General features: G+C 54.6%; 25 protein-coding genes, 4 tRNA genes and 2 pseudogenes. 10 read left to right on the top strand and 21 right to left on the bottom strand.

The genetic code is table 11. The features are described 5' to 3' along the window. Positions 1-73 precede the first annotated feature (73 nt). From ET810_RS05500 to ET810_RS05460, 9 genes are all read right to left on the bottom strand, one after another. The gene (locus ET810_RS05500) at positions 74-448 is read right to left on the bottom strand and encodes a helix-turn-helix domain-containing protein (RefSeq protein WP_225870182.1); all 375 of its coding nucleotides are present in this window, start codon (positions 446-448) and stop codon (positions 74-76) included. A 236-nt stretch (positions 449-684) separates the two neighbouring features. Beyond that, a tRNA-Arg gene (locus ET810_RS05495) sits at positions 685-757 on the bottom strand. A gap of 109 nt (positions 758-866) precedes the next feature. Next, positions 867-1,670 (bottom strand): VOC family protein, encoded by an 804-nt coding sequence (locus tag ET810_RS05490; protein WP_087453183.1) that lies wholly within the window; start codon positions 1,668-1,670, stop codon positions 867-869. A gap of 158 nt (positions 1,671-1,828) precedes the next feature. Further along, positions 1,829-2,302 carry a PTS sugar transporter subunit IIA gene (locus ET810_RS05485; protein ID WP_087453182.1) on the bottom strand — a complete coding sequence of 158 codons (474 nt, stop codon included), beginning with the start codon at positions 2,300-2,302 and terminating at the stop codon, positions 1,829-1,831. Then, entirely contained in the window at positions 2,302-3,888 is a 1,587-nt protein-coding gene (nagE, locus tag ET810_RS05480; protein WP_225870469.1) for an N-acetylglucosamine-specific PTS transporter subunit IIBC, read from the bottom strand. Before nagE ends, ET810_RS05485 begins: the two co-directional genes overlap by 1 nt. A gap of 28 nt (positions 3,889-3,916) precedes the next feature. Then, complete coding sequence (locus ET810_RS05475) at positions 3,917-4,756, bottom strand: PRD domain-containing protein (RefSeq protein ID WP_087453180.1); 840 nt, start codon at positions 4,754-4,756, stop codon at positions 3,917-3,919. A gap of 320 nt (positions 4,757-5,076) precedes the next feature. After that, positions 5,077-6,651: an SLC13 family permease gene (locus ET810_RS05470; protein WP_087453179.1), complete on the bottom strand. Its 1,575-nt coding sequence runs from the start codon at positions 6,649-6,651 to the stop codon at positions 5,077-5,079. 544 nt (positions 6,652-7,195) lie between these two features. After that, positions 7,196-7,268: transfer RNA gene (locus ET810_RS05465), tRNA-Arg, on the bottom strand. A 47-nt stretch (positions 7,269-7,315) separates the two neighbouring features. Then, a tRNA-Ser gene (locus tag ET810_RS05460) sits at positions 7,316-7,404 on the bottom strand. Positions 7,405-7,510: 106 nt separating this feature from the next. Here ET810_RS05460 and hisC point away from each other — a divergent pair. The 5 genes from hisC (at position 7,511) to ET810_RS05435 (ending at position 11,775) form a co-directional block, all read left to right on the top strand. Beyond that, positions 7,511-8,542: a histidinol-phosphate transaminase gene (gene hisC / locus ET810_RS05455; protein ID WP_087453178.1), complete on the top strand. Its 1,032-nt coding sequence runs from the start codon at positions 7,511-7,513 to the stop codon at positions 8,540-8,542. A 499-nt stretch (positions 8,543-9,041) separates the two neighbouring features. After that, positions 9,042-9,251, top strand: a complete 210-nt coding sequence (locus tag ET810_RS05450; protein WP_087453177.1) for a hypothetical protein — start codon at positions 9,042-9,044, stop codon at positions 9,249-9,251. Positions 9,252-9,469: 218 nt separating this feature from the next. Then, entirely contained in the window at positions 9,470-9,658 is a 189-nt protein-coding gene (locus ET810_RS05445) for a hypothetical protein (protein WP_134316078.1), read from the top strand. A gap of 212 nt (positions 9,659-9,870) precedes the next feature. Continuing rightward, on the top strand, positions 9,871-10,767 hold the full coding sequence (locus ET810_RS05440; RefSeq protein ID WP_225870183.1) for a serine hydrolase domain-containing protein: 897 nt from the start codon (positions 9,871-9,873) through the stop codon (positions 10,765-10,767). Positions 10,768-11,397: 630 nt separating this feature from the next. Then, positions 11,398-11,775 carry a transcriptional regulator gene (locus tag ET810_RS05435; RefSeq protein WP_087453175.1) on the top strand — a complete coding sequence of 126 codons (378 nt, stop codon included), beginning with the start codon at positions 11,398-11,400 and terminating at the stop codon, positions 11,773-11,775. 64 nt (positions 11,776-11,839) lie between these two features. On the opposite strand, the gene ET810_RS05430 is transcribed toward ET810_RS05435, so the two are convergent. After that, positions 11,840-11,924 (bottom strand) — tRNA-Ser (locus ET810_RS05430). Positions 11,925-12,004: 80 nt separating this feature from the next. Here ET810_RS05430 and ET810_RS05425 point away from each other — a divergent pair. Further along, positions 12,005-12,964 carry an NAD(P)H-quinone oxidoreductase gene (locus ET810_RS05425; RefSeq protein WP_087454809.1) on the top strand — a complete coding sequence of 320 codons (960 nt, stop codon included), beginning with the start codon at positions 12,005-12,007 and terminating at the stop codon, positions 12,962-12,964. Here ET810_RS05425 and ET810_RS05420 read toward each other — a convergent pair. After that, positions 12,961-14,154 (bottom strand): aminotransferase class V-fold PLP-dependent enzyme, encoded by a 1,194-nt coding sequence (locus ET810_RS05420; RefSeq protein WP_087453174.1) that lies wholly within the window; start codon positions 14,152-14,154, stop codon positions 12,961-12,963. The genes ET810_RS05425 and ET810_RS05420 overlap by 4 nt on opposite strands. A gap of 152 nt (positions 14,155-14,306) precedes the next feature. On the opposite strand from ET810_RS05420, the gene wzm reads away from it, so the two are divergent. Both wzm and wzt read left to right on the top strand, forming a co-directional pair. Beyond that, complete coding sequence (wzm, locus tag ET810_RS05415; RefSeq protein ID WP_013910567.1) at positions 14,307-15,212, top strand: galactan export ABC transporter permease subunit Wzm/RfbD; 906 nt, start codon at positions 14,307-14,309, stop codon at positions 15,210-15,212. 15 nt (positions 15,213-15,227) lie between these two features. After that, positions 15,228-16,025, top strand: coding sequence for a galactan export ABC transporter ATP-binding subunit Wzt/RfbE (gene wzt, locus ET810_RS05410; RefSeq protein WP_087453173.1), 798 nt, complete (start codon positions 15,228-15,230; stop codon positions 16,023-16,025). A gap of 23 nt (positions 16,026-16,048) precedes the next feature. Here wzt and ET810_RS05405 read toward each other — a convergent pair whose 3' ends face one another. The 6 genes and pseudogenes from ET810_RS05405 to ET810_RS05380 all read right to left on the bottom strand — a co-directional run bounded on the left by ET810_RS05405 (position 16,049) and on the right by ET810_RS05380 (position 21,514). Then, on the bottom strand, positions 16,049-16,771 hold the full coding sequence (locus ET810_RS05405) for a phosphatase PAP2 family protein (RefSeq protein ID WP_087453172.1): 723 nt from the start codon (positions 16,769-16,771) through the stop codon (positions 16,049-16,051). Positions 16,772-16,888: 117 nt separating this feature from the next. Continuing rightward, positions 16,889-17,803, bottom strand: coding sequence for a metal ABC transporter substrate-binding protein (locus tag ET810_RS05400; protein ID WP_375167326.1), 915 nt, complete (start codon positions 17,801-17,803; stop codon positions 16,889-16,891). Between the two features lie 176 nt (positions 17,804-17,979). Continuing rightward, on the bottom strand, positions 17,980-18,855 hold the full coding sequence (locus tag ET810_RS05395; protein WP_134316080.1) for a metal ABC transporter permease: 876 nt from the start codon (positions 18,853-18,855) through the stop codon (positions 17,980-17,982). Further along, positions 18,852-19,751 (bottom strand): metal ABC transporter permease, encoded by a 900-nt coding sequence (locus ET810_RS05390; RefSeq protein WP_134316081.1) that lies wholly within the window; start codon positions 19,749-19,751, stop codon positions 18,852-18,854. Before ET810_RS05390 ends, ET810_RS05395 begins: the two co-directional genes overlap by 4 nt. After that, positions 19,748-20,443, bottom strand: a pseudogene (locus ET810_RS05385) (metal ABC transporter ATP-binding protein). Before ET810_RS05385 ends, ET810_RS05390 begins: the two are co-directional and overlap by 4 nt. A 99-nt stretch (positions 20,444-20,542) precedes the next feature. Then, entirely contained in the window at positions 20,543-21,514 is a 972-nt protein-coding gene (locus tag ET810_RS05380; RefSeq protein ID WP_134316082.1) for a metal ABC transporter substrate-binding protein, read from the bottom strand. Between the two features lie 241 nt (positions 21,515-21,755). On the opposite strand from ET810_RS05380, the gene glfT1 reads away from it, so the two are divergent. Then, positions 21,756-22,658, top strand: coding sequence for a galactofuranosyltransferase GlfT1 (glfT1, locus tag ET810_RS05375; protein WP_087453168.1), 903 nt, complete (start codon positions 21,756-21,758; stop codon positions 22,656-22,658). Here the strand turns inward: glfT1 and ET810_RS05370 are convergent, their stop codons facing one another. The 4 genes and pseudogenes from ET810_RS05370 to ET810_RS05355 form a co-directional block, all read right to left on the bottom strand. After that, positions 22,659-23,108 carry a GtrA family protein gene (locus ET810_RS05370; RefSeq protein WP_087453167.1) on the bottom strand — a complete coding sequence of 150 codons (450 nt, stop codon included), beginning with the start codon at positions 23,106-23,108 and terminating at the stop codon, positions 22,659-22,661. A gap of 11 nt (positions 23,109-23,119) precedes the next feature. Continuing rightward, positions 23,120-23,981: pseudogene (locus ET810_RS05365) on the bottom strand (hypothetical protein). Positions 23,982-24,001: 20 nt separating this feature from the next. After that, a complete protein-coding gene (locus tag ET810_RS05360) occupies positions 24,002-24,523 on the bottom strand; it encodes a hypothetical protein (protein WP_087453166.1) in 522 nt (173 codons plus the stop codon). Continuing rightward, positions 24,520-24,990, bottom strand: coding sequence for a hypothetical protein (locus tag ET810_RS05355; protein ID WP_134316083.1), 471 nt, complete (start codon positions 24,988-24,990; stop codon positions 24,520-24,522). The genes ET810_RS05360 and ET810_RS05355 overlap by 4 nt, the downstream gene beginning before the upstream one ends. 43 nt (positions 24,991-25,033) lie before the next feature. Between ET810_RS05355 and ET810_RS05350 the strand changes: the two genes are divergently transcribed. Further along, positions 25,034-25,261, top strand: coding sequence for a hypothetical protein (locus tag ET810_RS05350; RefSeq protein WP_031269850.1), 228 nt, complete (start codon positions 25,034-25,036; stop codon positions 25,259-25,261). Positions 25,262-25,342 lie beyond the last annotated feature (81 nt).

Genomic DNA, 25,342 nt, shown 5'->3' with positions numbered 1-25,342 from the left:
TCCCGATCGCAGAAACTCGTCCCTTTTAAGCCATTGTCTTAGTGGTTCGTCAACTTTGACATTCATGCACTCATCAAGGAAGAACCTCATGCGACATTCTCCAGAACCATCGTGTGAAATTCCACAGCATCCCTTGCAGACTCATATTCATGAATCCGTCATCGGTCCATACCTTGACAGTCTTGCCATCGGTGGCGAATTGATACTTAGAAGGGTGATCCACCATGTCAAAATCGCTCAACGATGAAAATGCCTTGCGAATCTGCTGAAGCGATGTCTGAGCCCGTAACTTGGCGATCGTACGCAAAGCGACCAAATCACGGAAAGAATATTCAACCGGCCTAGAAGCTGAGGCCTCAGGAACAAGCAGACCCGTCCTACGCCAACGTTGAAGTTGGGCAACCGTTGCACCGGTTAGCGTTGCCGTAAGTGAGATATCGTAACCCATGGCGAACTCACCTCCTTTCCCTACAGTGTATATGGGATCAAGATGCACTCCGCACTAATTTGATTAAGTTCTCCTGTTCGCTATCTGTTCGGTTTCTGTTCGGCCTATGTTCGGCCTATGTTCGGTATGCGTTCGGTACGAACGGCAACAACCTGCAACAATAACCAACAACCAAACAATCCACACAGCATGAAGAAATCCCAGCTCAAACATGCCATGAGCTGGGGTTTTATTTGTGCGCCCGGAGGGATTCGAACCCCCAACCTTCTGATCCGTAGTCAGATGCTCTATCCGTTGAGCTACGGGCGCTTAGGTGGATTGCTCGACGCGATGCCGTGCAACGGACTTAAACTATACTCCACTGGCATACATCGAACAAAACACCTGCTTAAAGCGAGTATTAGTCGCCTAATTCCGATTAACGGTTAGATAGCTGGAAGGTTGCGCCCTGCGGGTCTGCAACTGTAGCGATCCTGCCGAAAGGGGTGTCGACGGGGCCGTCGAGAAGCTGGCCGCCCAGCTCCTGGAGCTTGTTCACGGTAGCGTCAACGTCAGCGACCGTAAAGTACGTACGCCAGTGGCTGGGAACTTCCTCCGGAAGGAAGGAATTTGCCTCGCACATGCCAGCCGTGGCGGCCTCGCCCGGCGCGTTGGCGGCGTAGCGGATTCCGTCGCCTGGGCCATCGGTAGGTTGTCCGTCTTCGCCGATATAGCTCAGCTTCCAGCCAGTGACCTTTTCATAGAACGGTGCTGCTGCATCGAAGTCCTTGGTCATTACTTCAAACCAAGCAGGTTGTCCGTTGACTGCTTCACGGGTGATGCCCGGGAAGTCCAAGGCCTGCCACAGCCCCACCACGCCGCCCGCGGGGTCGGACACAATGGCCATGAATCCTAGGGTCCCTACCTGCATAGACGGGAGGATGATCTGTCCACCGGTTTCCAGCGCAGCAGCCAAGGCGACGTCCATGTCATCAACCTTGAGGTATATGGTCCATGCGGTGGGAGCCATCGGGGTCTCGGAACGACCTTCAGGACCCATGTGGGAGTCCATGGCACCGCCGACTGGTTCGCCTTCCGACAGGATGATGTTGTAGCCACCATATTCTCCACCCTGGCTGTTGAATTCCCAGCCGAAAAGTTCCTTGTAGAAGGTTCGTGATCCTTCAAGGTCATGGGTGGAAAGGTCGATCCACGTAGGATCACCGTGCAGAATGGGGGACATTGTGCCTCCTAAAAAGCGGCCTCGTAAAAGTGTTAGGACGACTCTACGCGCATAGGGCAAGAAAAGTTGCACAAAAAAATCCACTAGATAGAATTAATCCCCCGCAATGAGCCGCAATGCGGTTGTGCGGGGGATTAAAATTCTTTTAGCAGGTGGGGTTAGTTCAGAAACACCGTCACTTTTCCCGCGTCCGATTCCACATGATCCACGCATTTCTTATTGGTAAAAACCACAAGAGTGACGGGATCACACCCAGCTGCTCGTACTGCATCAAAATCTACGGTGATCACCGTTTCCCCTTGAACCACGTCCTGGCCGGATGACTTGTGGGAGACAAAACCGCGGCCTGTCATCCCAACGGTGTCAAGACCGATATGAACAAGGACTTCAAGGCCTTCAGGAGTCTTTATAGCAAAAGCATGCCCTGTTTTGAACACCGTGACCAGCGTTCCCGATACCGGCACCACAATATCTCCGACACCTGCATCTCCCGTTCCTTGTACAGGCTGCACAGCGAAACCTTCTCCCATCATGCCCGAGGAGAATACTTCGTCGCTGACGGAGCTGAGTGGCAACAAGGGGGCGTCGATAGGCGGAATAACAACGACTTTCTTCTTGGCAAACCCAAACATTATTCGCCCTGTTCACCTTTCAGCGACACTTTTCCGGCCAGCTGCGCGGCGACTTCATCGTAGACAAATTGCACCTGCGGGCCGATCACTACCTGCACGTTTTTAGCGCCAGGGCGCATCACGCCGATCACGCCTGCTCGTTTGATCGCGGGTTCATCAACGCGAGCGGAATCTCGGACGGTCACGCGCAAACGGGTAGCGCAATAATCCACAACGTCGATGTTGCTCGGCCCGCCTAGACCCTCAATAATCTGTGCCGACATCCCAGAAGCGGAGGCATCAGCCGTGCTTTCCGACTCCGCTTCCTCTTCATCTTCCCGTCCTGGGGTCTTGAGGTGTAGGACGCCGATGAGGGTGTAGAAGATACCAAAATACAGCGCAAAGTAGACCGCTCCCAGGACCAGCAACATCCACCACTGGTGCGCCAACGGGTTCTGCGAGGAAAGGAACATGTCAATAAAGCCCGCAGAGAATCCGAACCCTGCCGTCCAGTGGAAGACGGAAGCGATAAAGAGCGACAGGCCAGTAAGAAGCGCATGGACAACATACAAAACTGGAGCTAGGAACATGAAGGAAAACTCCAATGGCTCCGTCACACCAGTGAAGAAGGCAGCCAATGCACCAGCAAGCATCAAGGAGCCAACGACCTTCTTACGCCTAGCTTCCGCGCGTAGATATATGGCCAGTGCGGCACCGGGCAGGCCGAACATCATCACTGGGAAGAATCCCGCCTGATACTGGCCGATAACACCCACAACCTGGCACGACCCATCGATCCAGTTGCCGGGGCAAGATGCGGCATCCGTAGCTGCTTGGGCAGCCTCAATAGTCTTGCCGCCGCCAAGGAATTTACCGATGTCATTAATACCGATCACGTCGAACCAGAAGATCGAGTTGACTGCGTGATGTAGGCCAGTAGGGATCAGGAGTCGGTTAATAAAGCCATAGATGCCCGCACCGGCAGGCCCCATGCCCTGAATCCACTCACCGAAGTTAAACAGCACGTTGTAAATGATCGGCCAGACAAAGTACATAATCCCGGAGAGGATTATTGAGAAGAACGAGGTCAGAATCGGAACAAGCCGCCGCCCGGAGAAGAAAGCCAAGAAGTCCGGCAACTTTGTCGCGTGGAACTTGTTATACACCCACGCTGCGAGCACACCGACCAGAATGCCAAAGAGCACGTTCTTGCCACCGATGGCACTCCACCCCTGTGATGCCCATTCCAGGGCAGCGTCGCCTTCTAGTTTGGTTGGATCGCCGATTCCTTTGTAGCTGGATACCGCTTTTGGCCCTATTAACTGGGTAATCGTGGCAAAACCCACAAAACCTGACAGAGCCGCAGCACCATTGGAGTCTTTTGCTAGACCGCAGGCAAGAGCGATGGCAAAAATCCAACCGAGATTATCCAGAATCGCTAAGCCCGACTGGATAAAGATTGCCGCAACTGTGTTGTCCGCTCCCCAGCCGACAGGATCAATCCAATAACCAATACCCATCAAAATGGCCGCGACCGGCAGCACCGCAACTGCGCCCATCAGGGCCTTTCCCAGGCGCTGCAGGGCATTCATAACAGAACTCATCATCTATCCCTTCTCTTAGATTGAGAGATATTTAGTTGTGTACGTTTTCTTGCGTCCAACCGTGCAAAAACACCGCGAGGAACGCAGCCTCCCCGCGCACGGACGGTGGGAGCTGCGACTCACCAGATAAGTCAGCAAGCAAAGCCGCCGCGACCGAATACTCACACGGTAAGAGCTTTTCGACGCTCGCCAGCAGCACGTTATCGCGCAACTGCTTACGCTGAAGGCGTCGATAAGCCAAGGCCAGCTCCATAGATAGCGCGTCATTCCCGGCTTCCGTGGGGGCGTCGAGTAGCTGGCGCGCTTTTGCGGTCACCCTCCCGATCCTGTTTGCCACCGCGAGCGGTTGTTTCACAGTGCCACCGGTGCGGACCGCATGGAGGTGGAGGGCGATGAACGCGGCTTCGTCGATAGGCAGCACAATCGAATCAAGGTGTGTGTTCAGATAGTTGACCACCAGTTCAGCGGCTGAAAACTCCTCCGGAACCACCGCTTTGATCTCCGCGACGAGGGAGTTACGGATAGTTTCACCCCGCCCGACTCGCTGCACAGCAAAAGACAGATGCTCCGCGAGGATCACATAGACGCTCGGATGAAGCATGCCTAAAACATCGGCGGCAATATCAATGCTCGCTGAAATAACTTGGAAGGTAGCCTCATCAATGCTGCTCAGCCCCTCAAGAAGCGCACGATGCTGCTCACTAATCTCCACATACTCACGGCTTCCGCCGCCGTGCTCGACGTAGTCCCCCGGTTTTTTGGAAAACCCTATGCCTTTCCCCACCAGAATCCGCTCCCCCGCCTCCGAGCAGCTTTCCGCAGCGAGCACAGCATTATTGCTTAGCACGCGGCGAATAATTAGCTCAGGCATAACGGCTGCTCCTCAAGGCTCATATGGCCAACAAGTGCAGGCCACGATGGACTTAGCGGGGGATCATCCGGTCATGCCCGAGGACACCGGCAATGCACCAACACCAACAAAAGTGCACCCTGACCGGCTCAGTAACACCCAGAGGGAAGCTCACCATTACAATAACCCGCCACCCAACCCCTTGGGAACGATTTAGTGATTTTAACGTCAGACGACTGCTGTTTTACAGGATTTTCGACCCTTATTGGGGGCAAAGTTCAGTCACACAAAAGCACCGAACATCATAAGACATTCGGTGCCTTACTGGGTTTTATAGACGGTTAAAGAACTATGTCAAAAACCGGGATCGCCAAGAAGTAGGTCACCAGAGTAACCAGAATGATTCCGATCAAGTTCAGCCACACGCCACCCTTGACCATGTCGCCGATCTTTACAAAGCCAGAGCTATACGCGATTGCGTTAGGTGGGGTTGCCACCGGGAGCATAAACGCACAGGTCGCTGAGAGCGCAACCGGGATAGTGAGCAGAAGAATGTTCTGATCACCATTCGCATTCAGCCCAATGCCCACTGCCACGCCAGCCATAATCGGCAGGAAGGTCGCCGCAGTTGCAGTATTGGACGTAAATTCCGTGAGGATGAGCACCAGTGCAGCAATAGCGCCGATGAGCAGGATCAACGGCAGGACTCCCAGGCCCTTAGCTGTCTCACCAATCCACAGGGACAATCCCGACTCCGAGAACATCTTGGACAATGCCAAGCCGCCACCGAACAACAACAGCACGTCCCAAGGAAGCTCATTAGCGGTCTTCCAATCCATCAAGCGGGTACCCGTCTTACGATCCGCAGGGATCAGGAACAGCAGCATCGAGGCAACCAAACCGATAACGGCATCTGCAATGGAGACCTTCCACCCCATCCACTTAATAACCAGCGGAACAAAAACCCACGCAAGGGTTGCGCTTGCGAAGATGACAGCCGTGGCGGCTTCACCAAACTTCATCGCACCCATCTTGTGCAGCTCTTCCTTGATCATCTCTCGACCACCAGGAATCGTGTCCACTTCCGGCTTAAATACGGTCACCAAGATGAACCACGCGATGACCATGTACACCAGGGCAAGTGGCACGCCTACGAGCATCCACGTGCCAAAACCAATGTGAACATCATGGTTCTCCGCCATGTACGCCACCAGCAGCGCATTCGGAGGCGTACCAATGATCGTTCCCAATGAGCCGATCGAAGCAGAATAGGCGATCGCCAGCATCAGACTCGTGGCAAACTTCTTCTGTGCGCGCATTCCACCAACGGATTCCGCAGTGAGCTGAAGAACAGAAACGCCAATGGGAAGCATCACTACGGCCGTTGCGGTGTTAGACACCCACATAGATAAGAACCCAGTCGCCAACATAAAGCCAGCGACAAGCTGCTTGGGCTTAGTGCCAACCAGCAACACCACGCTCAAAGCCAGACGACGATGCAGATTCCAACGCTGCATCCCGAGCGCCAAGATAAACCCACCCATGAACAAGAAAATCGTTGGCGAGGCATACGGCGCTGAGATCTTAGAAAACTCAATGACCTGCAGCAAAGGGAACGCAACCAGCGGCACCAGAGCTGTAGCCGCCAGAGGAATGGCTTCAGTCATCCACCAAGCCCCCATCAAAACTGCAATAGCGGCTGTGATCCTCAATGCACCGTGAGTATAGGAGCCCTTGGAATCGGCAGAGCTCACCACGTCTACAGAAGACTCAGGGAAAATCAGATACACCAACGCTGCCAGTGCCAGACCAACAAAAAGGCCAATAATCTGGCGACGGCGTTCACTTTGATCGCGGACTTCTGCGTCTTCAGCCAACGCGTGTTCTGAAGACTCATGTGTAATGGGGGTACTCACGGACTCACTTTCCAGCTAGTTCGCGCACATTCAGTGCAAAATGATCAGCTTCTCCACCATCTGGGTGCACGATTATCACGGTGATGTGAAGAAAGACACTCAGTAATCTACAGTGACAAGCCGTAATCTTTACCCCCTATAAGGGAAGACTTTCCCAAAAATTCCAAGACAAATCCGCAAAAATCGCTTCACCTGTACAAATGCCACGCTTGCATAGGTTCGACACTCCCCCATAATGGGGAATGCTCGCTAGATAACACATAAGTGGAGGTTTTCTGCGGCGAAAACAGGCAGGAAGGATAACCCCAAATGAACGTTATGATGCGCGCTGCCACAAGCACAGGGTTAGGGCCTGCGGCTAGACCTTGTGTCGTTTTTGAGAACGCTAGGGGTTATCCAGCTAGCAAAACACCAAGACAAGAACATGCTGCGTTCTCAAAAACGACAACGGGCAAGAGCCACAGGGCAAAAGGCAAGCACCCACCCACACTAAACACGCAAAGAAACCCCAGCCCACACATACTGTGAGCTGGGGTTTTAATCGTGCGCCCGGAGGGATTCGAACCCCCAACCTTCTGATCCGTAGTCAGATGCTCTATCCGTTGAGCTACGGGCGCAAGTTCCACCAGGCCCGGTGAAACGCTCCCACCGAAGTGAGAGTGAGCGGAGACGAGAGGATTTGAACCTCCGGACCTGCGTAAACAAGTCAACTCCTTAGCAGGGAGCCCCATTCGGCCGCTCTGGCACGTCTCCAGCGATTCCGTTTAAAGAATCTCACTTAATATTAATCGCGAACGGCGTTTTAGACAAAACGCAAGGCCAGTGAACGAAATTACTAGCCAAAGGATAAACTAACGCCATGATTCGCGAAGACCTGGCACAGATTCCCACGTATGTCCCTGGAAAACAGGCAGACCATGCGTTAAAACTTTCTAGCAACGAGGTCGCCTTCGGCCCACTTCCCGGCGCAGCGGAGGCGATGGCAAAAGCCGCTACCACCGTTAACCGTTACCCAGACATGGGTGCTGAGGAGATTAGAAAACGCCTGGCCGAACATCTCGGTTTAGACGCCCAACAAGTGGCAGTGGGCTGCGGTTCTTCCGCTCTCTGCCAGCAATTAGTTCAGATCTCCGCCGGCCCAGGCGATGAGGTGATTTTCCCTTGGCGCAGCTTCGAGGCCTACCCCATCTTTGTGCATGTGACTGGCGCTACGCCGGTAGCCGTACCGCTTAAAGAGGGCTTCAATGATCTTGATGCCATGGCCGCAGCCATCACAGAAAATACTCGACTCATTTTCGTGTGCAACCCCAATAACCCAACGGGCACTCTCATCTCTCAAGACGCGTTCCTAGCGTTCATGAACAAGGTCCCAAGCAATGTGCTTGTTGCGCTTGATGAGGCCTATATCGAGTACGTCCACGCAGAGGATACGCCTCTTGCCACAGAGCTTATCGATGCCTACCCCAACCTCGTAGGCCTCCGAACCTTCTCTAAGGCTTTTGGTTTGGCAGGCATCCGAATCGGTTACGCTTTCGGCTCCCCTAGCCTCATTGAAGCGCTCAATAAAGTCGCTCTCCCCTTCGGCGTGAACGCCGTTGCTCAGGCGGGCGCAATCGCCTCATTAGAAAGCCTCGACGAGCTCATGGAACGCACTGAAGAGGTAGTGACCAATCGCGACCGCGTAGCTGACCATGTTGGCGCAGGCCACTCTCAAGCCAACTTTGTATGGATCCCCGCCGATTCCCGCCCAGAGTCCCCCATGGAAATAGCTGAGCAGCTCCGCAACCATGACGTGGTCGTCCGCGCATTCCCTGAGGGAGTCCGAATCACCGTGACCAATAGCGAGGAAACCGATCGCCTTCTTGCTGCCTGGGATGCAAGCTTCTCATAGTAGTATGAACCCCCAGCCTCAGCGGGCTTGATTCCGTCCGCTGAGCCGTCCGGACCGAGATTCTCCTCGTCGACGGTGGACTCATAGTAGGCCACGGATTCACCGTGCATCTACACAATGGCCGGCGCGGAAGCAGTTTACTGCAAAATGCACCAACGAACATTTGGGCGAGATCTTTGTTGCTATGCTCTAGCGGTTTTAAAGACTGCGTTGGCGCGAGAATAGACGCTTGCTTCAAGCAGATATGTACGCGAGTATGAAGATACCTGACTTGATACGTTCTAATGGTTATTCATTAAAAGAGCTCTCGTAACAGAAACAGAAATACAAAGAATCTAGCTCCTAAATGCACTAACGATCCTTTTTGACGCAATTGCTAATTGCTTCTGCTTCTCAAAAGTGGTGCCGTATCGTCCTTGCCAGGCAGCTAAAGAAGCACTTTGTCCCAAACGCTAACTAATCATCCTTTTTGATCTCTACGCTACGAAAGAATGAGGCTATGCAACAGAAAAAGGTTCCATTTATATCCGGAATCGTAGTCGCGTTAATCGCGTCACGAGCACTTCGTAGCACAACAGATTGGAACGAATTTTCCGTTATCGCCGTATCCATTGCTATCGCATTTGTAGTCTCGGCCATCATTGTTTTTATCGGAGGAGCCCTAGGAACTTTAGATGAAAACCCCAGCAAAGAGGAAGAACGCTCTTAGCCGTACAGACTGCTTAGCTACCCATCTTCCCGTTCCCCAAAAATCACTTTGAGGATTTAGCAGAAGATCACCAGAACAAGACGAAACAAACTCATCGCGTCCGTTCTTGGCAACAAGAGCGACTTTCCGAGAATCTACTCAACAGAGAATGGAATGGCAGCGCTGCGGCTTTAGCTGCTCTTGGACACCCTGTACGTCTGGAGTTATTGAGGTGCATCATGAATGGAACTCATAAGACGGCCGATTTGGCTGTTCTGGATATTTTGGGGACTACAGGCCAGCTACATCATCACTTACGACAACTTGTGGATGCCGGCTGGCTACAGGCAGTTACTCGCGGCTATTACGAGATTCCTGCGGCCCGAGTGATTCCATTAATGGCCTGCATCATCGCATCAGGAGAGTAGGACTATCGTGGATAGTCTGCTTTTGGAGAAGCGATCATGGAAGTACTGCAACTTTGGAAATAGGTGCAGTATGAAGGATAAACTCACACACCTTTACGGTGATCGCTTGTTATCAGCGAAGCTTCAACGCGAGCTGGACGGAACGGATCATCTCGGAGCGTGCGTAGCGTTCGTTAGTCCTGGACTCCCCAAACGGATCACTTACTGCGGGAGTGGGGGTTGCCCCAGAGCGTACGTTCCACATGGGGTCGATAGGCAAAGCCCTCAATGGGTTGATCTACTCCTCAATGGTCACTGAAGGCACTGTGTCAGGAGAAGACACCTTGAATAAATTCCTTCCATTGATTGGTGTGGACGCCGGTTTAGTAACCCGGGAATCTCTCGTGACTCACACTTCCGGATTGCCAACCATTGGTGGCGGACGACGCGCTTCGTTCCGGTCTCGTTGGCGTCTGTTGCGGAGGAAAGATCCCCAACCGGAAACTCTCGAGGAGTTTGTCTCCCATTTAAGAAAAGCCCCTGTCCGTCCCGAAGGATTTCACTATTCCAATCTTGGGGGTTCTGCGCTTGGGCACGCCTTGGCCGCCGCCGATGGAGTCTCCTATCCGGATCTCATTGCCAATCGCATAGCAAAACCGCTGGGCTGCCCGAGCCTATATGTGCCGGGACCCGGCGATCTAGAGCTGTCTGGCGACGTTCCCGGATTGAGCATATTCAACACCACACAGGAACCTTGGACGGGAGAAGGCTACGCTCCAGCTGGTGGGGTTCGAGCGTCAGCAGACGATATGATCATCATTCTGGACGCCATACTCAACCATCCGCTGCCGGGCTGGACAAGCGCTTTCACGCCATTAAGCCGTACAGATTTTGAAAGCTCTGACGGCCTACCGCATTCCATCGGAGCCGGGTGGTTTATTCAGGAGGCCACTGGTTCCACTGGTGAGCTGGCATGGCATAACGGTTATGCCAACGGATTTGGGTCGGCGATTGTCCTAGATCTAAAGAATTATCGTGGGGCTTTTGTTTCCGTCCTAGACGGAAGCATGCAAGTGGACACTGTGTCCACTGTTTTATCTTTAATGAAGAAAGAAGATTCTCATCGTTGACTGAGTCTCGCTCCTGTTGCCCCTAGCTCACACTCGCCTCTACAAAAGCCAGGAACACCTCGTTCGAAAGGGAAATGGTTGCATCCTTTCTTCGAGTCACCAAAGAACACCTTCAACCCCGCTGGTTGAAAAACGACCAGCAAACAGAGCAACCAGCTCTTTACGACACGCCGACCCGACACACATTTTCCCCCTAACCCCACATATCCAGACAAAAAGAAGAAAACGCAGGTCACTCACAACCTGTGGTTTCACTAGCAGCGGAGACGCAGGGATTTAACAACCACCACCCCCGGCGCGTGCCATATACGTGCCATAAGTGAAACAGGAAACACCCCGGCGAGCCAGGACACCTGCCCACCTATTGCGGACAGATGAACACACAACACCTGTTCTACGCTCAGGACGCGCTCAAGACTCACTGCGCCACTCCGTCGGACGCCTTACACGCGACCTGCCCCCAGCTCGTTACCGTGACCGTGGGAGAAAGTCAGGGTAGTACTCCCACTTTAAAACCCGTAAAATTAACTTTACAAAACTCGTAAAGTTAATTTTACAAATCGATGTGACAAAATGGCCCACTCCCCTGACACAGAGAAACCGGCAAATAACTAGGAATCGAATAGGAACATGACCACATACACCGCCAAAGCCTTCCGAGAAGAAGGCTGGTGGGGGGTTCAGCTAGAAGAACGCCCCAACATCCTTACCCAAACCCGCCGTCTCGACCAGATCCCAGACATGGTACGCGATGCTCTGAAACTTTTCCCCGAAATAGAACCCCACCCTGAAACCGCCACCATCAACGTCGTCGTTGTGGGCGACATCGAGTCACAGGTGGCAGAAGCCCTTGATCTGCGTAACCGTGCAGCAAAAGCACAGGAAGAGGCGACAGCATCTATGCGTTCCACGGCCAAAGCGCTTCACGATCAAGGACTCACATATCGAGACGTCGGCCAGCTACTCGGCGTCACCCATCAGACTGCGAAGAACCTCGCTACCGCTTAGCCCTGGGTTAAGTAGCAAAAAGAAGAAACCGCAGGTCGCTCACAACCTGCGGTTTCACTACCGGCGGAGACGCAGGGATTTGAACCCTGGGATGGTTTCCCATCGCTGGTTTTCAAGACCAGTGCATTCGGCCGCTCTGCCACATCTCCATCGCGTTCGCGCGCTTAAAGCGTGCCAACAAGTTAAGGAGTCTACCCGAAGTAGGCGAATTTCTTTAAAGTGGGTGGATATGAAGGCAATCATCATCGATGAAAACAAGCAATTGTCGTATCAAGACGTCGCCGATCCGCAGCTAGAATCTGGTTGTGCCCTGATTCGTGTTAAGGCCAGCGGGGTTAACCGTGCAGACCTACTGCAGGCTGCGGGACATTACCCGCCACCTCCCGGAGAGTCGGAGATTCTGGGACTTGAGTGCGCTGGCGTTGTGGAAGATCCAGGCGATACCTCGTGGAAGAAGGGCGACAAGGTCGCCTGTCTTTTGGCTGGTGGCGGCTATGCGGAGCTCGCTGTGGTTCCTGAGGGACAGCTCATGCCGATTCCTGCTGGTTATTCCTTTGCTGAGGCCGCGGCAATCGTTGAGGTCGCGTGTACCGTATGGTCGAATATCGGCATGCTGACTGGTCTCAAGCCGGAGCACACGATCCTCATTCATGGCGGTGCCGGCGGAATCGGCACGTTTGCTATTCAGATGGCTAAACATATCGGCGCCACGGTGGCGGTCACGGCGGGTTCCGCGGAAAAACTTGAGGTGTGTCGCGAGCTCGGCGCGGACATCCTGATCAATTATCGTGAGCAAGATTTCGCGGAGATTCTCAAGAACAAGTGCGACCGCATCTTGGACATCATGGGAGCCAAGTATCTTGACCAGAATGTCCGTGCGCTAGCCATGGATGGGCATCAGGTCACCATCGGGATGCAGGGCGGGGTGAAGGGCGAACTGAATATCGGCCGGTTGCTGAGCAAACGCGGGACGATCTCAGCCACCGCTTTGCGTGCGCGCGACCGCTCGGATAAGTCTCGGATAGTCGCTGACACGGTGAAAAACATCTGGCCGTTGCTGGAATCGGGCAGAATCGTTCACCGCATTCATGCCACGATGCCGCTGTCAGAGGCTCAGAAAGCCCATGAGTTGCTGGATTCCGGTGAGGTGTCCGGCACGCTTGTATTGCTTGCCGACGCCACCAGCTAGGCCAAGCTCGCCACAACGCGGATGAGCTGGTCCACATCCGCGACCGTGTTGTAGGGCCCTAGCCCCACGGAGATGGCCCCCTTAGTGTCGCCAATTCCCATTGCTGTCAGGAGGGGGTCTGGCTCAGCTACCGTGGCCACCAGCCCATTGTTTATCAGCCGTTGCTGGATCATGTCGGCTGGAACACCGTTGATGCAGAAAGTCGCGTGTGGGATCCGGTCCACGTCTGAACCTGCGGCGGCTTCACCGGTCACACCGAAGACGTGGGTGTTAGGGAGCGACTCGATGGAATCCACAAGGTAGGTCCCCAGCCACCCCAGATAGTTTGCTGCGGACTCCACGCCCTGTGCCAGGCGATAGCGGCGGGTTCCGCGTGCGTCTTCGTCGAGGTCTGCAAGGTGGTCTACGGCTGCGGGCACACCAGCGGCAAGACCTGCGGCAACAGGGGTATCAAAAGCTTCCATGTCTATGCGGGGGAACATCATGGTGTCGCGGAATGCCAGGGCGGCAACTTGGGGGCCACCAAAGGCAACGCAGTCCACGCTGATGATGTCCGCGCCTAGGGCTTCCAGAGTGATGGGGCGATGTCCGGCGAGTGGGGTGGCGTCGACAAGCACCCACGCGCGGGAGGAATCATGCACATGTTCCGCGATCTCTAGAATGGGGTTAATCGTTCCTACTTGGCGGCTGGCGGCGGAGAGCGCAACGACGCGGGTGCTGCCGTCGACAAGCTTGGCAAACTGCCACGCAGGCACCTCGCCTGTGCCCAGATCCGGCTCCGCCCAACGTATTTCTGCATCGAGATCAAGGCCGCAGGAATCTGTGCGCGAAAACACAGCGGAAGACCCACGCCGAAGCAACGGCCGCAACGCGCGCGACAACCGGGCAAAAAGCACATCACGGCTCGGGCCAAGAAGCACAGCTTCCGGTGACGTTCCCGTCATATCCGCAATTGCCATCCGCGCCGAATACATGTGATCGTCGGCAATAAAACGTCCCGCACGCTGTAATAGAGCATGCGATCCCGCGCCCCGCTCAATTTCTGCCGCCAGCGGTGCACTGCGAAAACCTCGGGAAACGGCAGACGACACCCGTTCCGGGATTTGCGGTTGCTCCTGTGCATTGAGATAAGTCCACGTACCGCTCACGGAGGTGTAAGCACCTCGCACACGAGCTACATCAAACGCCATCTCTCACTCCCTGAAAGTTCCAGAGCATCGCTTAAAAAATATGCAAAGCAACACCACCGCAACGGAAACAACTGCCAATTTCATCCCAACGAACTCACTTATTATGCCTGCCGGATTCATTCCGCGCACCAACCCAGCTAGGGTAGGTATTCGTGCAGGAACAGACCAAAGTAAATAATCCCGAGAGTCTCGAGTCGATGATCGCTCGTATCACGCATGTGGACGACGTTGACCCCAAGCCATCGCGGTCCAAAACCTTGGCAGCCGCATGGTCTGATCTCGTCCGTGGATTCAAGCAACACGAGCTCTGGCTACAGCTCGGATGGCAAGACATTAAGCAACGCTACCGCCGAAGCGTCCTAGGCCCATTATGGATCACCATCGCCACTGGTGTCATGGCCCTCGCCCTCGGGTTGCTTTACTCTGTGCTGTTCAAGATCCCTGTCGCCGAGTTCCTTCCCCACGTCACCGTGGGTCTTATCATGTGGAACTTCATCTCCGGCTGCATTAAAGAAGGCTCCGAAGTCTTTATCACCAATGAGGGGCTGATCAAACAACTCCCCTCTGCCCTTTCGGTACACGTGTACCGACTGGTATGGAAGCAAACGCTCTTCCTCTTCCACAACATGGTGATCTGGCTCATCTTGATGCTCGTATTCCCGCGCCCTTTGGGTTGGGACATCCTCCTGGGCATCCCAGCCATCGCATTGCTCGTGGTTAACGGCGTATGGGTGTCCATGTTCTTTGGCATCATCGCTACCCGCTACCGTGACTTCTCCCCTCTTCTTGAGGCCCTCACACAGCTCCTGTTCTATGTCACCCCCATTGTGTGGACCACGCAGACCCTCTACGCACAAGGCGGAGCTGTTTCCGAACGCGCCAAACTAGCCATGCTCAACCCCCTTTATCACTACATGGAGGTTGTTCGCGCCCCCTTGATCGGCGCCCCCATCAACCCATTGAACTGGTACGTTGTCATCGGATGCACCGTCGTGGGCACTTTCCTAGCCATGCTTGCAATGAAGCAGTGGCGCTTCCGTGTGAGCTACTGGGTATAGAAGGAGTACAACACCATGGTTTCCATTGATACCTATAACGCCTGCGTCGACTTCCCCATTTTCGAAGCCAAGTCGCGTTCCATGAAGAAAGCCTTCCTCGGTGCTGCCGGCGGTGCCATCGGGCGCAACAAAGACAACACCGTGGTTGTGGAGGCGCTTCGCGACGTCAACCTGCATCTCAAAGAGGGCGACCGCATTGGCCTCGTAGGGCACAACGGCGCCGGTAAATCCACACTGCTCCGGCTACTCTCTGGCATTTATGAGCCCACACGCGGCTCCGCTCATGTCCGCGGGCGCGTCGCCCCTGTCTTTGACCTCGGCGTTGGCATGGACCCGGAGATCTCGGGGTTTGAAAACATCGTGATCCGCGGCCTGTTCCTGGGACAAACGCGCAAGCAGATGAAGCAAAAAATGGATGAAATCGCCGAGTTCACCGAACTAGGCGACTACCTAGCCATGCCGCTACGCACATACTCCACTGGCATGCGTATTCGTCTTGCTCTCGGGGTAGTCACCTCGATTGAGCCCGAAATTTTGCTTCTCGACGAAGGCATCGGCGCCGTCGACGCCGCCTTCATGGCGAAAGCTCGCGAACGTCTCTCCGACCTCGTACAACGATCCGGCATCCTCGTCTTCGCATCGCACTCTAACGACTTCCTCGTCCAGCTCTGCGACTCCGCGCTCTGGATCGACCACGGAACGGTCAGGCAGGCAGGCGCCGTCGACGACGTCGTAGAGGCTTATGAGGGCAAAGGGGCTGCAGTCCACGTGCGGCGTCTGCAAAAGCGCATCCGCGAAGAGTCCAGCAAGTAGGTTTCTTGTCGTTTTTGAGAACGCTAGAAAATCTCTCCTGCGGTTTTCTCAGCGGTGCGACCGCTAGCGTTCTCACAACGACTAACCCGACGCCCCACATTATCGATCAGGTTCCACGCAAACGGCGCTACCGTCGTGCTCCAGATAACCGCAGCTATCACATCCGTGGGGTAATGCACTCCCATGGTCAGCACCACACCGGCGATACCTAGGGCAGCGCAAAGCACGAAAAGGGCTCGTAGGAGCAACGGCAGCCGAGCGCCCACAGTAAGCATCAACATCATTGCCAAGGCCGTCACATACGTCGTGTGCCCACTGGGGAACAACCAATCGCCCGGAGTCACGGGGATGGGATTGGAAAGCATCTCTGAACTGGGTCGAGGACGCTCAATAAGCATCTTGATAAAGACCACGGGCACCCATGTGATCGCAATGGCCACTGCACATTGCAGCCCTATTCGGACTTGTTTGCACGCAATGCCCACTAGCGCAGAAACAACCAGCGTGAGTACCAGCGCATAGGCGGGTTCCAAGCCATAGTAGATGGTATCCACGAGTGTCCCAACAGCGCCTTTTCGCTGGTCATTCATGGCTTGGGTGACAAAAAGATCGCTGGTTATCGGCTTAATCACAAAGCCCATGATCACCACGGTGAGAACTCCGAGAATCGCAGTCCATAACCGCTGAACACTTATAACCTCGTCCCACGGGCGAGAGGGCGATACTACGTGAGTTTCCGCTGCCATTGTTTTCTCCACTCCAAGAGATGTACTCTCCGCTTCTGTGCGTTTCCTCCAAACACTATGGGAAAACCGTAGGCAGATAGCAAAACTTCCCAGCTGATCGCCGGGAAGTTTCTCGGATTAGCCCTTGTAAGCGGCCGCAATAGTGTCCGCGTTGTAGCGCAACGCACCGGTGTACGTATCCGCAGGTGCTGTGGCTCCGAGTGAGTCACTGTAGAGCTCTGCGCTACTGACAGTAACTTTTCCGCCCTTAGCTGCCACGTTCTCTTCCAGGGACTTGACTGCCCGTGGGTTCGCAGAAGCGTCTTGCAAAATGACTGGAACTTTATGCTTCACGATGAACTCTGCCAGGTCGTTCAGCTCAGCAGCAGACCTCTGCGCATCCGAAGTCACAAAGTCAGTCGCCTTAATTTCTAAGCCGAACTGCTTGCCAAAGTAACGGAAGGCATCATGGCCAGAAACCAATGTGCGCTGGTCAGCAGGGATCGTGTTGATCTTTTCCTGCACATAAGCTTGAGTCTCGTCGATCTTCTTGTTGTAGTCTGCACCGTTGGACTTGTAGGTATCGGCTTTACCGGGATCTGCCGCAGACATCTTCTTTACTATCTGATCAACGACGAGCTTCCAGTTGTCCGTGGAATTCCATACATGCGGGTCCCAGGCACCGTGATTATGCCCTGCATGATCGTGGCCCTCGTGGTCATGGCCCTCATGATCGTCATGGTCGCCATCTTCCTCCCATGGCAACAACATGTTTTCTGGAATCTGCTCAGCCAGCGCGATTTGTTTATCTCCCAGGCCTTTAAGCTGGTCAATCATGTTGGCTTCCTGCATAGCCTTCACGTCCGAAGTTGAGGGCTGGTAGGTGTGAGGGTCGCCGCCAGGGCCCACCATAACGGTAAGGTTCGCGTCGGGAGCCACATTTTTAACGGCGTCTCCGATGTATCCGGTGGTGGCAAAGATCTTCAAGGAAGAGCTATCCTTCGCCGGTGCTGCTTCTTTGTTATCGGCAGCGCATGCAGAGGTGGCTAGCAGGCTGACTACTGCAATGGCAGCACGCAGCACCTGCGTTTCGGAAAAATGAGCGATTCATACAGCCACTATAGGAACAGAAATTTTTACCCCGCTAAATGAAAATGCACACCTTCAGCGAACTGCACATAATCAGTTTTGTTTTCAATAAGTCTCCCTCATGTGTGTGAATGGGCAGGCTAAACAACCTCCGCACGGATGCGAGCTTCTTTGCGTTTGCGCAGCACACGAACACCGATCCAGAGGGCAAGGAAAATAAGACCGTCGACAAAGGCCATCGTCGGAGACGTGGCGGCATCAATCCGATACGCCACCCAAAAACCAACCTGTGAGCTGGCCGCGGCGATCACCAATGTCATCACCACCATTGCCGCTTGCGAGCGGGTGATCATCAGCGCTGCTGCCGCCGGGACGATCATCAACGCCACGGCCAGAATCGCGCCAGCGGCATCAAAAACCACCACAATAGTCAGCGATACCAACACCATGACCAGGTAATTCAACAAATGAGTCCGAATCCCCACGGTTACGGCAAATGTGGGATCAAAAGTAGAAATCATCAGGGGCCTACGCGCCAGCACAACAACGACCAATGCCACGAGCCCCACTATGCCTATCGTCCATGCGCTCTTCGGGCCAAAGTCGATTCCCCACGCTACCCAGTGGTTCAGTGCTGCGATATTGAGGTCTCCGACCAGCACGGTGTGTTCCGAGATCGTCGAGGTATTAAAGCGTGTGGAGATGAGGATGACGCCAATGGCAAAGAATGCCGGGAACACCAGGCCAGTCGCGCTGTCTTCCGTGACCTTCTTCCGATCGCGAATCCACTCGGTGAGGGCTATCACCGCAACGCCGCTTAATGTCGCGCCCACTAACAAGAGAGGGTCGTCCGGGGACGCAGTCCAGAGCGCCGCCACCGCGATACCGGGTAAAACGGCGTGAGAGAGGGCGTCGGAAAGCATAGCTTGCCGACGTAACACCAGCACGATACCGGGGATCGCCGCGGTCAAAGACACCACGAGCGCCAACACAGAGACAGATGCTGCGAAACTCATCGGACCACCGCCACGCGACGAGGGGAAGCCACAAGAGCCACGAGTACAAAGGCCGCAAGCACCAAAATGATCACCGGCCCCGTGGGCACTTTACCTGCAGAAATAGAGATGTATGAGCCCACAATTGCAGAAACCGCGCCGATCAAGCCAGACACCACAACCATCTGAGCCACCGTCCGAGTCCACTGGCGCGCAGCCGCCGGCGGAAATACTGCAAAGGCGATCATCAAGATCAGGCCGACCGCTTTGACCCCAATCACAATCGCAACCACGACCAATAAGAAAAGCACATGCGATACCCACCGCGGCATACCCGAGACCTGGGCCAAAACTGGGTCAAAAGTGACCAGCGTAAAAGGCCGCCACAGAACGACCATCAGCACCAGAATCGCTATGGCCACCACAAGCAGGGTCTTTACGTCCAAATTAGTCAATGTGGCTGCGTTGCCAAACATCAACTCATCAATTCCGCCCTTGCCCCGAATATGACCGCGCTGAATCACCTGAAGCAATATCAGGCCACCTCCTAGGAACAGCGAGAGCATGACCGCCATCGTTGAGTCGATGCCAATACGAGTGCTATCAGCGACCGCATTGGCCAACACTGCCGAAGCCAACCCCGTGATCATTGCCCCGATGGTGATCACCGGCATCGAGCGGGCGTCGATGCCCCAGTCGGCGAGTAGCTGTGACTCGCTAAGCCACGGCGTAGTGGCAAAGAAGAGAAAGGCGCCCATTACACCGGGAGTCGCAGAATGACCGATCACGTCACTCATCATGGACTGTCTGTGCAGGTACAAAAACGTTCCCATTGCCCCTGAACACAACCCAATGAGCAGCGTTCCCCACACCACCCGCCGATAGGAGAACTCGGCAAGAAAATCAATAATACTCATAGCAACCCCAGGCCAAATGCAGCGTTCACGGTTTCCCTAGTAAACGCCTCTTCTACAGTTCCAGTTGCCACGATTCGCCGATTGATAACGGTCACGTGATCGCAAAGCTCTGCCACGGTGGACAAATCATGATGAACAATAACCACCGATTTTCCAGCCTCACATAAACAATGCAAGACATCGCGGATCACGCGTTCGCTGGCTGCGTCGACACCGGCGAAAGGCTCGTCCAGCAGGAAGATGTCAGGATTTTGCACCAGAATCCTTGCCACAAAGACACGACGGCGCTGGCCACCAGAAAGCTCAGAGATATGACGCTTAGCCAGATCGACGATGCCCACCCGCTCAAGGGCATGCCGAACTTCCTCGCGGTGTGCACCGGTGAGACGCTTGAACCACCCCACGCGGGAATACAGGCCCATCCCCACCACCTGCTCCACCGTGATGGGATAATCCCAGTCCACGGAGGCAGATTGCGGCATATAAGCAACGCGATCACGCACGTGCGAAAGAGGCTAACCAAAAAAGGAGACCTCACCATCATGATCTACAAGGTCGATCGCAGACTTGATAAGCGTGGATTTCCCTGCTCCGTTGGGCCCAATAAAGCCCATCACGGCACCGGCGGGAACCTCAATGCTTGCGTTTTCCAAGGCCACCGTAGGTCCATAGCTCACGCTGATACCTGTCATTTTCAGTGCCACATCCACTAGCCGCTTTGCCCTTCTATCTTCAATCACCACATGCGAGTGAAAATCACTACCAGCTGTTACTTTACGGGGTGCTTCCCGCTACGTGGCCAGAGCTGCCTTAATGGCATCAGCGTTATACTTTAAAACACCCAGATAGGTGTCGGTGGGCGCCGATTCTCCGAGCGAATCCGCATAAAGCTCTTTATCTGAGACCTCAACGTTCCAGCCTTTTGCTTTCACTGTTTCTTTCAGCGAGTTAATAGCTTGTGGATTGGCCAAATTGTCCTGGAAGATCGTCGGTATTTTCTTTTCTGCGATGAACGCGCCCAGTTCTGCCAGTTCAGTAGGAGACATCTCCGACTCCGAGGTAACAAAATCTGTGGCGTGAATCTCTAGCCCGAACTGCTTGCCAAAATAATTGAAGGCATCGTGTCCAGTAATCAGGATGCGCTTTTCCGCAGGGATGGCGTCGATACGCTCCTTAACATAGGCCGCGGTCTCATCGATCTGCTTTATATACGCTTCAGCGTTCTTTTTGTAGGTCTCCGCGTTTTCTTTGTCTACCTCGGAGAGCTTCTTCACGATCGCATCAACAACGTACTTCCAGTTTCCCGTGGAGTTCCATACGTGTGGGTCCCAGAGTTTTTCACCGTTGTCGCCAAGCTCCGGCCATTCAAGACGCTCAGATTCCGGTATTGCTTCCGCCACCGCTGCCTGCCGATCCCCCTGTGCAGCCAGTTCATCCAGCATCTTGGCTTCCATGTGCAATCCCGACCAGAGGACAACGTTGGATGTCTTGATCTTGGAAACATCCTGAGTGGTCGGCTGATAGGTGTGCGGGTCTCCGCCAGGCCCCACCATCACGGTGACATCGGCGTCGGGCGCGATGTTTTTCACGGCATCGCCGATATAACCAGTGGTAGCAAAGACAGAGAGTGCGCCGGTTTTTGCTTCACTAGGTTTTTCATTGGAGCAAGCGCTGAGTCCGCCTACTAATGCCATTGCCGTGAGTGTGGACACAGCAGCACGGAGAAAACCGCGCCGGCTAGAACGATAGGATTCCTTAGTCATAAGTACGGATCCTATTACCGTTCTGCACTACCGGATAGCTTTTTCTTTGCTTACCCTTAGTTAGTTTTTCCAACCCTTATAATTCACTCTGTCAATAACTGAAAATAACCGTACCAACGTGCTATTTTTCAGTCCAACGCCAATAGCCGAGAGGTACATATCACAACCAAAATTGGGCAATCCCATCACAGCGATAACCACTATCTCCTCGCCCTGTGCAGACTATGCCACAATAAACCCCATGCCTATCGCTTCTACTGGTCGCATCGCGGCTGTCATTGTCGCCCACAACCGCGTTGAACTGTTGCAGAATTCCCTGAAGATCGTTGCGCAACAGACACACCCCGTGGATCACATCATCGTTGTGGATAACGGTGACGACCCCGCCGTCGAGAGCCTAGTTACCGATATTGCCGGCGAGCGCGCCGTCTATCTAGGAAGCAAACATAATCTAGGCGGAGCTGGTGGGTTTGCCCTTGGCTTCCTCACAGCGCTGCGACTAGGCGCCGACGCGGTCTGGTGCGCCGACGATGACGGACGGCCAGAAGACGAGCACGTTCTGGCAACGCTCTTACAGGTAGCGGAAAAACATCACCTCGATGAGGTCTCCCCGGTTGTCTGCAACGCAGAAAAACCCGACCAGCTGGCTTTCCCGCTGCGCCGTGGCACCACCTGGCGCAGGTTCCGTAGCGAACTCGGCAACGAAGACTTTTTGGCAGGCATCGCCTCACTCTTCAACGGCGCTTTGATCTCCGCCCATGCCATGCAACGCATCGGAGTCCCCGATTTACGTCTGTTTATCCGAGGCGATGAAGTCGAATATCATCGCCGCCTCGTGCGCTCCGGACTCAAGTTTGGCACCTGCCTCACCGCCGCATATCTCCACCCGGACGGCTCGGATGAGTTCAAGCCAATTCTTGGTGGCCGTATGCACACGCAATACCCCGATAACGAGGGAAAACGATTCTTCACCTACCGCAACCGCGGGTACCTCATGAACCAACCCGGCATGCGTCGACTTCTTCCTCAGGAGTATGCGCGCTTTGGGTGGTTCTTCCTTATCCAGCGCAAGGATCCTCGAGGATTTATGCAATGGCTCAAGCTCCACCGCATGGGCCGCTCGGAGCGTTTTGAACGGCCTTAACTACTTAAAAATAAAGATGCGCTGAACAAAGAAGTTGATCACCGTGGCTGTCCCCTGCGAGATCACGAAAGCAATAACAAGGGCAATGCGCTCGCTCAACCCGTAATGAGTCAAGAGCGAGAAGAGCAGCGCATGCCCGCCCACGTTAACAAAGTAGGTAATGGTATACAGCGCAGCTACCTGCAAGAACCGTTTGGTCGATGCCTCAGCATGGAATGTCCAACGCCGGTTGATCAGGTAAGCGGTAATCGTGCCAAAAATAAACCCAATGGTGCGTCCGCCTGCGGCAGAGAACCCAAAAATGATCTGACACAGGTAGGTCAGCCCGAGATCCACGACCGCGGAGATGCCTCCGGAGATGATGAACTTGATGCCTTGAGAAGTCACGCTCTCCGAAGAGGTCCTGATAGTCACGTTGGCGTCATGCGCGCCGGTGTTGGAATTAGCCACGGGGCGCGATTTTACCTCTTGCGGAGCAATTCCCGGTAGATATCGATTCTTTCCACAGCGGATAGCGCGTCGTGAACGCCACATCCGCCGACCTCTTCTAGCTTGCTTATCGACGCCCCGCACAATTCACGAATCCGCTCATCCGTGAGCTCCTCCTGCCAACCCAGCTTCCGCATGAGCCGCCCGGCGACCCGCAGCCTCAAGGCTTCCCCGCCCAGGCACGCCATCCCGATCACCAGTGACCACCACGCATCCCGTGCCTGACGCGATTCTTCCACAGGCAAAGCATGCAGGCCAGGCACGACGTGGTGTGGCTCGTCCTCAAGCCCTAGCGCCTGCAGGAGCGGAATCAGCCCAGTTTCCTGGGTGCGTTGGATAATGGAGACGACTTCCTCATGTGCATGGGACAAACCTCCAATAGCCATATTGATCCGAGCCGTATCCACTGGCATATCCGGTTCATAGAGGTTCCCGTTTCCTCCCAAGCATACGGCCTCCGGCGTGGAAGCTTCACGGGAATATGTCCCCAGGATTGAAAGGCGTACTCGCCACAGTTCCCAGTCATATTCGAGCTGCCCGGCGCGAATCGCAGCGACATGCTCATGAAGACAGTCGTTCATGGACAGCTGCTCGCCACAACGATAAAAAGACTGCGGTGAAGCGGCATCAAAACCAAAACACGTCTTGATAACCTCAGCGACCCCCGCAAGCTTAAGCGTGTCTCTCAGACCAATGATTCGATGCAGGCTCCCCGCCGCATCGGACCACCTTAAGCTGTAAAAGTAGTACCCTGGCCCGCCTGCGCCGGGTGACGGGCCTCCCACGGCGCAGACGGGCTTCACTCATCGAGATCACTCCGCTGCGCCGTATCATGTTGCCCAGCGTAGCGATTTTTAGCGCAGCGGTAGCGGCCGCGGCTCAGAGCCAAACGCTTCTTTGAGGTACGCGCGGCTCCTGCGCACGGATTCTATGTCGAGCCATTGTTGCATCCAGCCAGCCACCGCACTGGCCATCATCCATGCGTCTCGCACCCGAGGTTCGCCCCGATATGCGTCACGGAAGTCCTCCGGAGAAATGTCCATGATGGCCTCGAAACGCGGTGCGATGAGTTTTTCGTTCTCCGCTTTTGCTCGTGCGACTTCCTTCTTGATGGTATCGAGCCCCGCATGCACTGCGTCTGCAACGTCGTCAAGACCGATGCACTCACTTACTAACGCGCGAGCTTTGTCATTCAGGGGAAGGGCCATTGTTCCTGCAAGCAGGTCCGGAAGCCTATCGACGGGCGTAGCTTCCCCCGCCCCAAGCATCCACGCCCCGGACATGAGGCTGGTGGGATAGTTGGGGTCCGTGTGCACGTGCCAGAGCACAACGGTGTGATCCGGCGCCTCCCCGAGGACGTCGATAATGCTAATCACTTCGGATCACCGGAAGAAACAAAAACCAGCGCCGCCCCGAGGACGCCGAGGAGCGTATGGGGCTTGGACACGCCGCGGCGACGCAAAAATGCAACGACTTTTTTGGTGATTGCTCGATCTATTTTATTGATCCCGATGATCACCAGCAGCAGCACAGCAAAGGAAGCCCACGTAGCAACCGGACCAAATTCTTTCGCTTCGTCGCTTTCCAGCTTCTCTCGCACGTGTGCCGCGATTACGTCGGGGTCATTATCCGGATCATCATCCTGCGTGTTTGCGTACAACGCAACGCCTAGTAGAGAACCGAGAATGACAGTACTGATAACCCATCGGCATGTCTTATTGTGCACATAATCTGGCAGGGCCGTGACCAGACCTACGGCAGCGACCTGGGATATGCGTCCCGTCATGGTGTCATCTAAAGGGTCTGCATTTCTAGCGCGCGGCGCAGCAGTGGTGTCTTTCATGCACTCCAGAGTAGCGAACTCCGCAGGAGGTACAGTGACTTCTATGTTTGGATTCCTCAAGAAAAAGAAGGCCGTCGAAACACATATTGCTGCTGAGCAGACGAATACTCCCATGGACTCGCGCATGACACTACTCATGGCTGAAGAGATCCCTATGCTGGATAGTGCTTCCCGAGTACGCGTCTACCAAATCCTTGAAGAATATGACGGCCCGCAGATTACGTCGCAGGAAGAACTCCCTCAGGAAATTCGCGACATGATGGACCTCTAAACGCGTTTTAGTGAGGAAAACCACCCTTTCCAGCACGCTTAGACGTGGTCACATTCGGAAGTAAACGGGTACGGTGGTTAG

It is taken from the genome of Corynebacterium silvaticum (assembly GCF_004382825.2).
GTDB classification, from domain to species: Bacteria; Actinomycetota; Actinomycetes; order Mycobacteriales; family Mycobacteriaceae; genus Corynebacterium; species Corynebacterium silvaticum.
Note: the sequence above shows the minus strand (reverse complement) of the source record. Positions and strands in the feature narration are given on the sequence as shown.

Bases quoted from the DNA above. Each gene is read 5' to 3' on its own strand.
- ET810_RS05390 (WP_134316081.1), bottom strand. From the start codon at position 19,751: ATGAGTATTATTGATTTTCTTGCCGAGTTCTCCTATCGGCGGGTGGTG.
- ET810_RS05405 (WP_087453172.1), bottom strand. From the start codon at position 16,771: ATGGCAGCGGAAACTCACGTAGTATCGCCCTCTCGCCCGTGGGACGAG.
- ET810_RS05485 (WP_087453182.1), bottom strand. From the start codon at position 2,302: ATGTTTGGGTTTGCCAAGAAGAAAGTCGTTGTTATTCCGCCTATCGAC.
- glfT1 (WP_087453168.1), top strand. From the start codon at position 21,756: ATGCCTATCGCTTCTACTGGTCGCATCGCGGCTGTCATTGTCGCCCAC.
- nagE (WP_225870469.1), bottom strand. From the start codon at position 3,888: ATGATGAGTTCTGTTATGAATGCCCTGCAGCGCCTGGGAAAGGCCCTG.
- ET810_RS05350 (WP_031269850.1), top strand. From the start codon at position 25,034: ATGTTTGGATTCCTCAAGAAAAAGAAGGCCGTCGAAACACATATTGCT.
- ET810_RS05435 (WP_087453175.1), top strand. From the start codon at position 11,398: ATGACCACATACACCGCCAAAGCCTTCCGAGAAGAAGGCTGGTGGGGG.
- ET810_RS05500 (WP_225870182.1), bottom strand. From the start codon at position 448: ATGGGTTACGATATCTCACTTACGGCAACGCTAACCGGTGCAACGGTT.
- ET810_RS05355 (WP_134316083.1), bottom strand. From the start codon at position 24,990: ATGAAAGACACCACTGCTGCGCCGCGCGCTAGAAATGCAGACCCTTTA.
- hisC (WP_087453178.1), top strand. From the start codon at position 7,511: ATGATTCGCGAAGACCTGGCACAGATTCCCACGTATGTCCCTGGAAAA.
- ET810_RS05490 (WP_087453183.1), bottom strand. From the start codon at position 1,670: ATGTCCCCCATTCTGCACGGTGATCCTACGTGGATCGACCTTTCCACC.
- ET810_RS05475 (WP_087453180.1), bottom strand. From the start codon at position 4,756: ATGCCTGAGCTAATTATTCGCCGCGTGCTAAGCAATAATGCTGTGCTC.
- ET810_RS05450 (WP_087453177.1), top strand. From the start codon at position 9,042: ATGCAACAGAAAAAGGTTCCATTTATATCCGGAATCGTAGTCGCGTTA.
- ET810_RS05380 (WP_134316082.1), bottom strand. From the start codon at position 21,514: ATGACTAAGGAATCCTATCGTTCTAGCCGGCGCGGTTTTCTCCGTGCT.
- ET810_RS05445 (WP_134316078.1), top strand. From the start codon at position 9,470: ATGAATGGAACTCATAAGACGGCCGATTTGGCTGTTCTGGATATTTTG.
- ET810_RS05395 (WP_134316080.1), bottom strand. From the start codon at position 18,855: ATGAGTTTCGCAGCATCTGTCTCTGTGTTGGCGCTCGTGGTGTCTTTG.
- wzt (WP_087453173.1), top strand. From the start codon at position 15,228: ATGGTTTCCATTGATACCTATAACGCCTGCGTCGACTTCCCCATTTTC.
- ET810_RS05425 (WP_087454809.1), top strand. From the start codon at position 12,005: ATGAAGGCAATCATCATCGATGAAAACAAGCAATTGTCGTATCAAGAC.
- ET810_RS05420 (WP_087453174.1), bottom strand. From the start codon at position 14,154: ATGGCGTTTGATGTAGCTCGTGTGCGAGGTGCTTACACCTCCGTGAGC.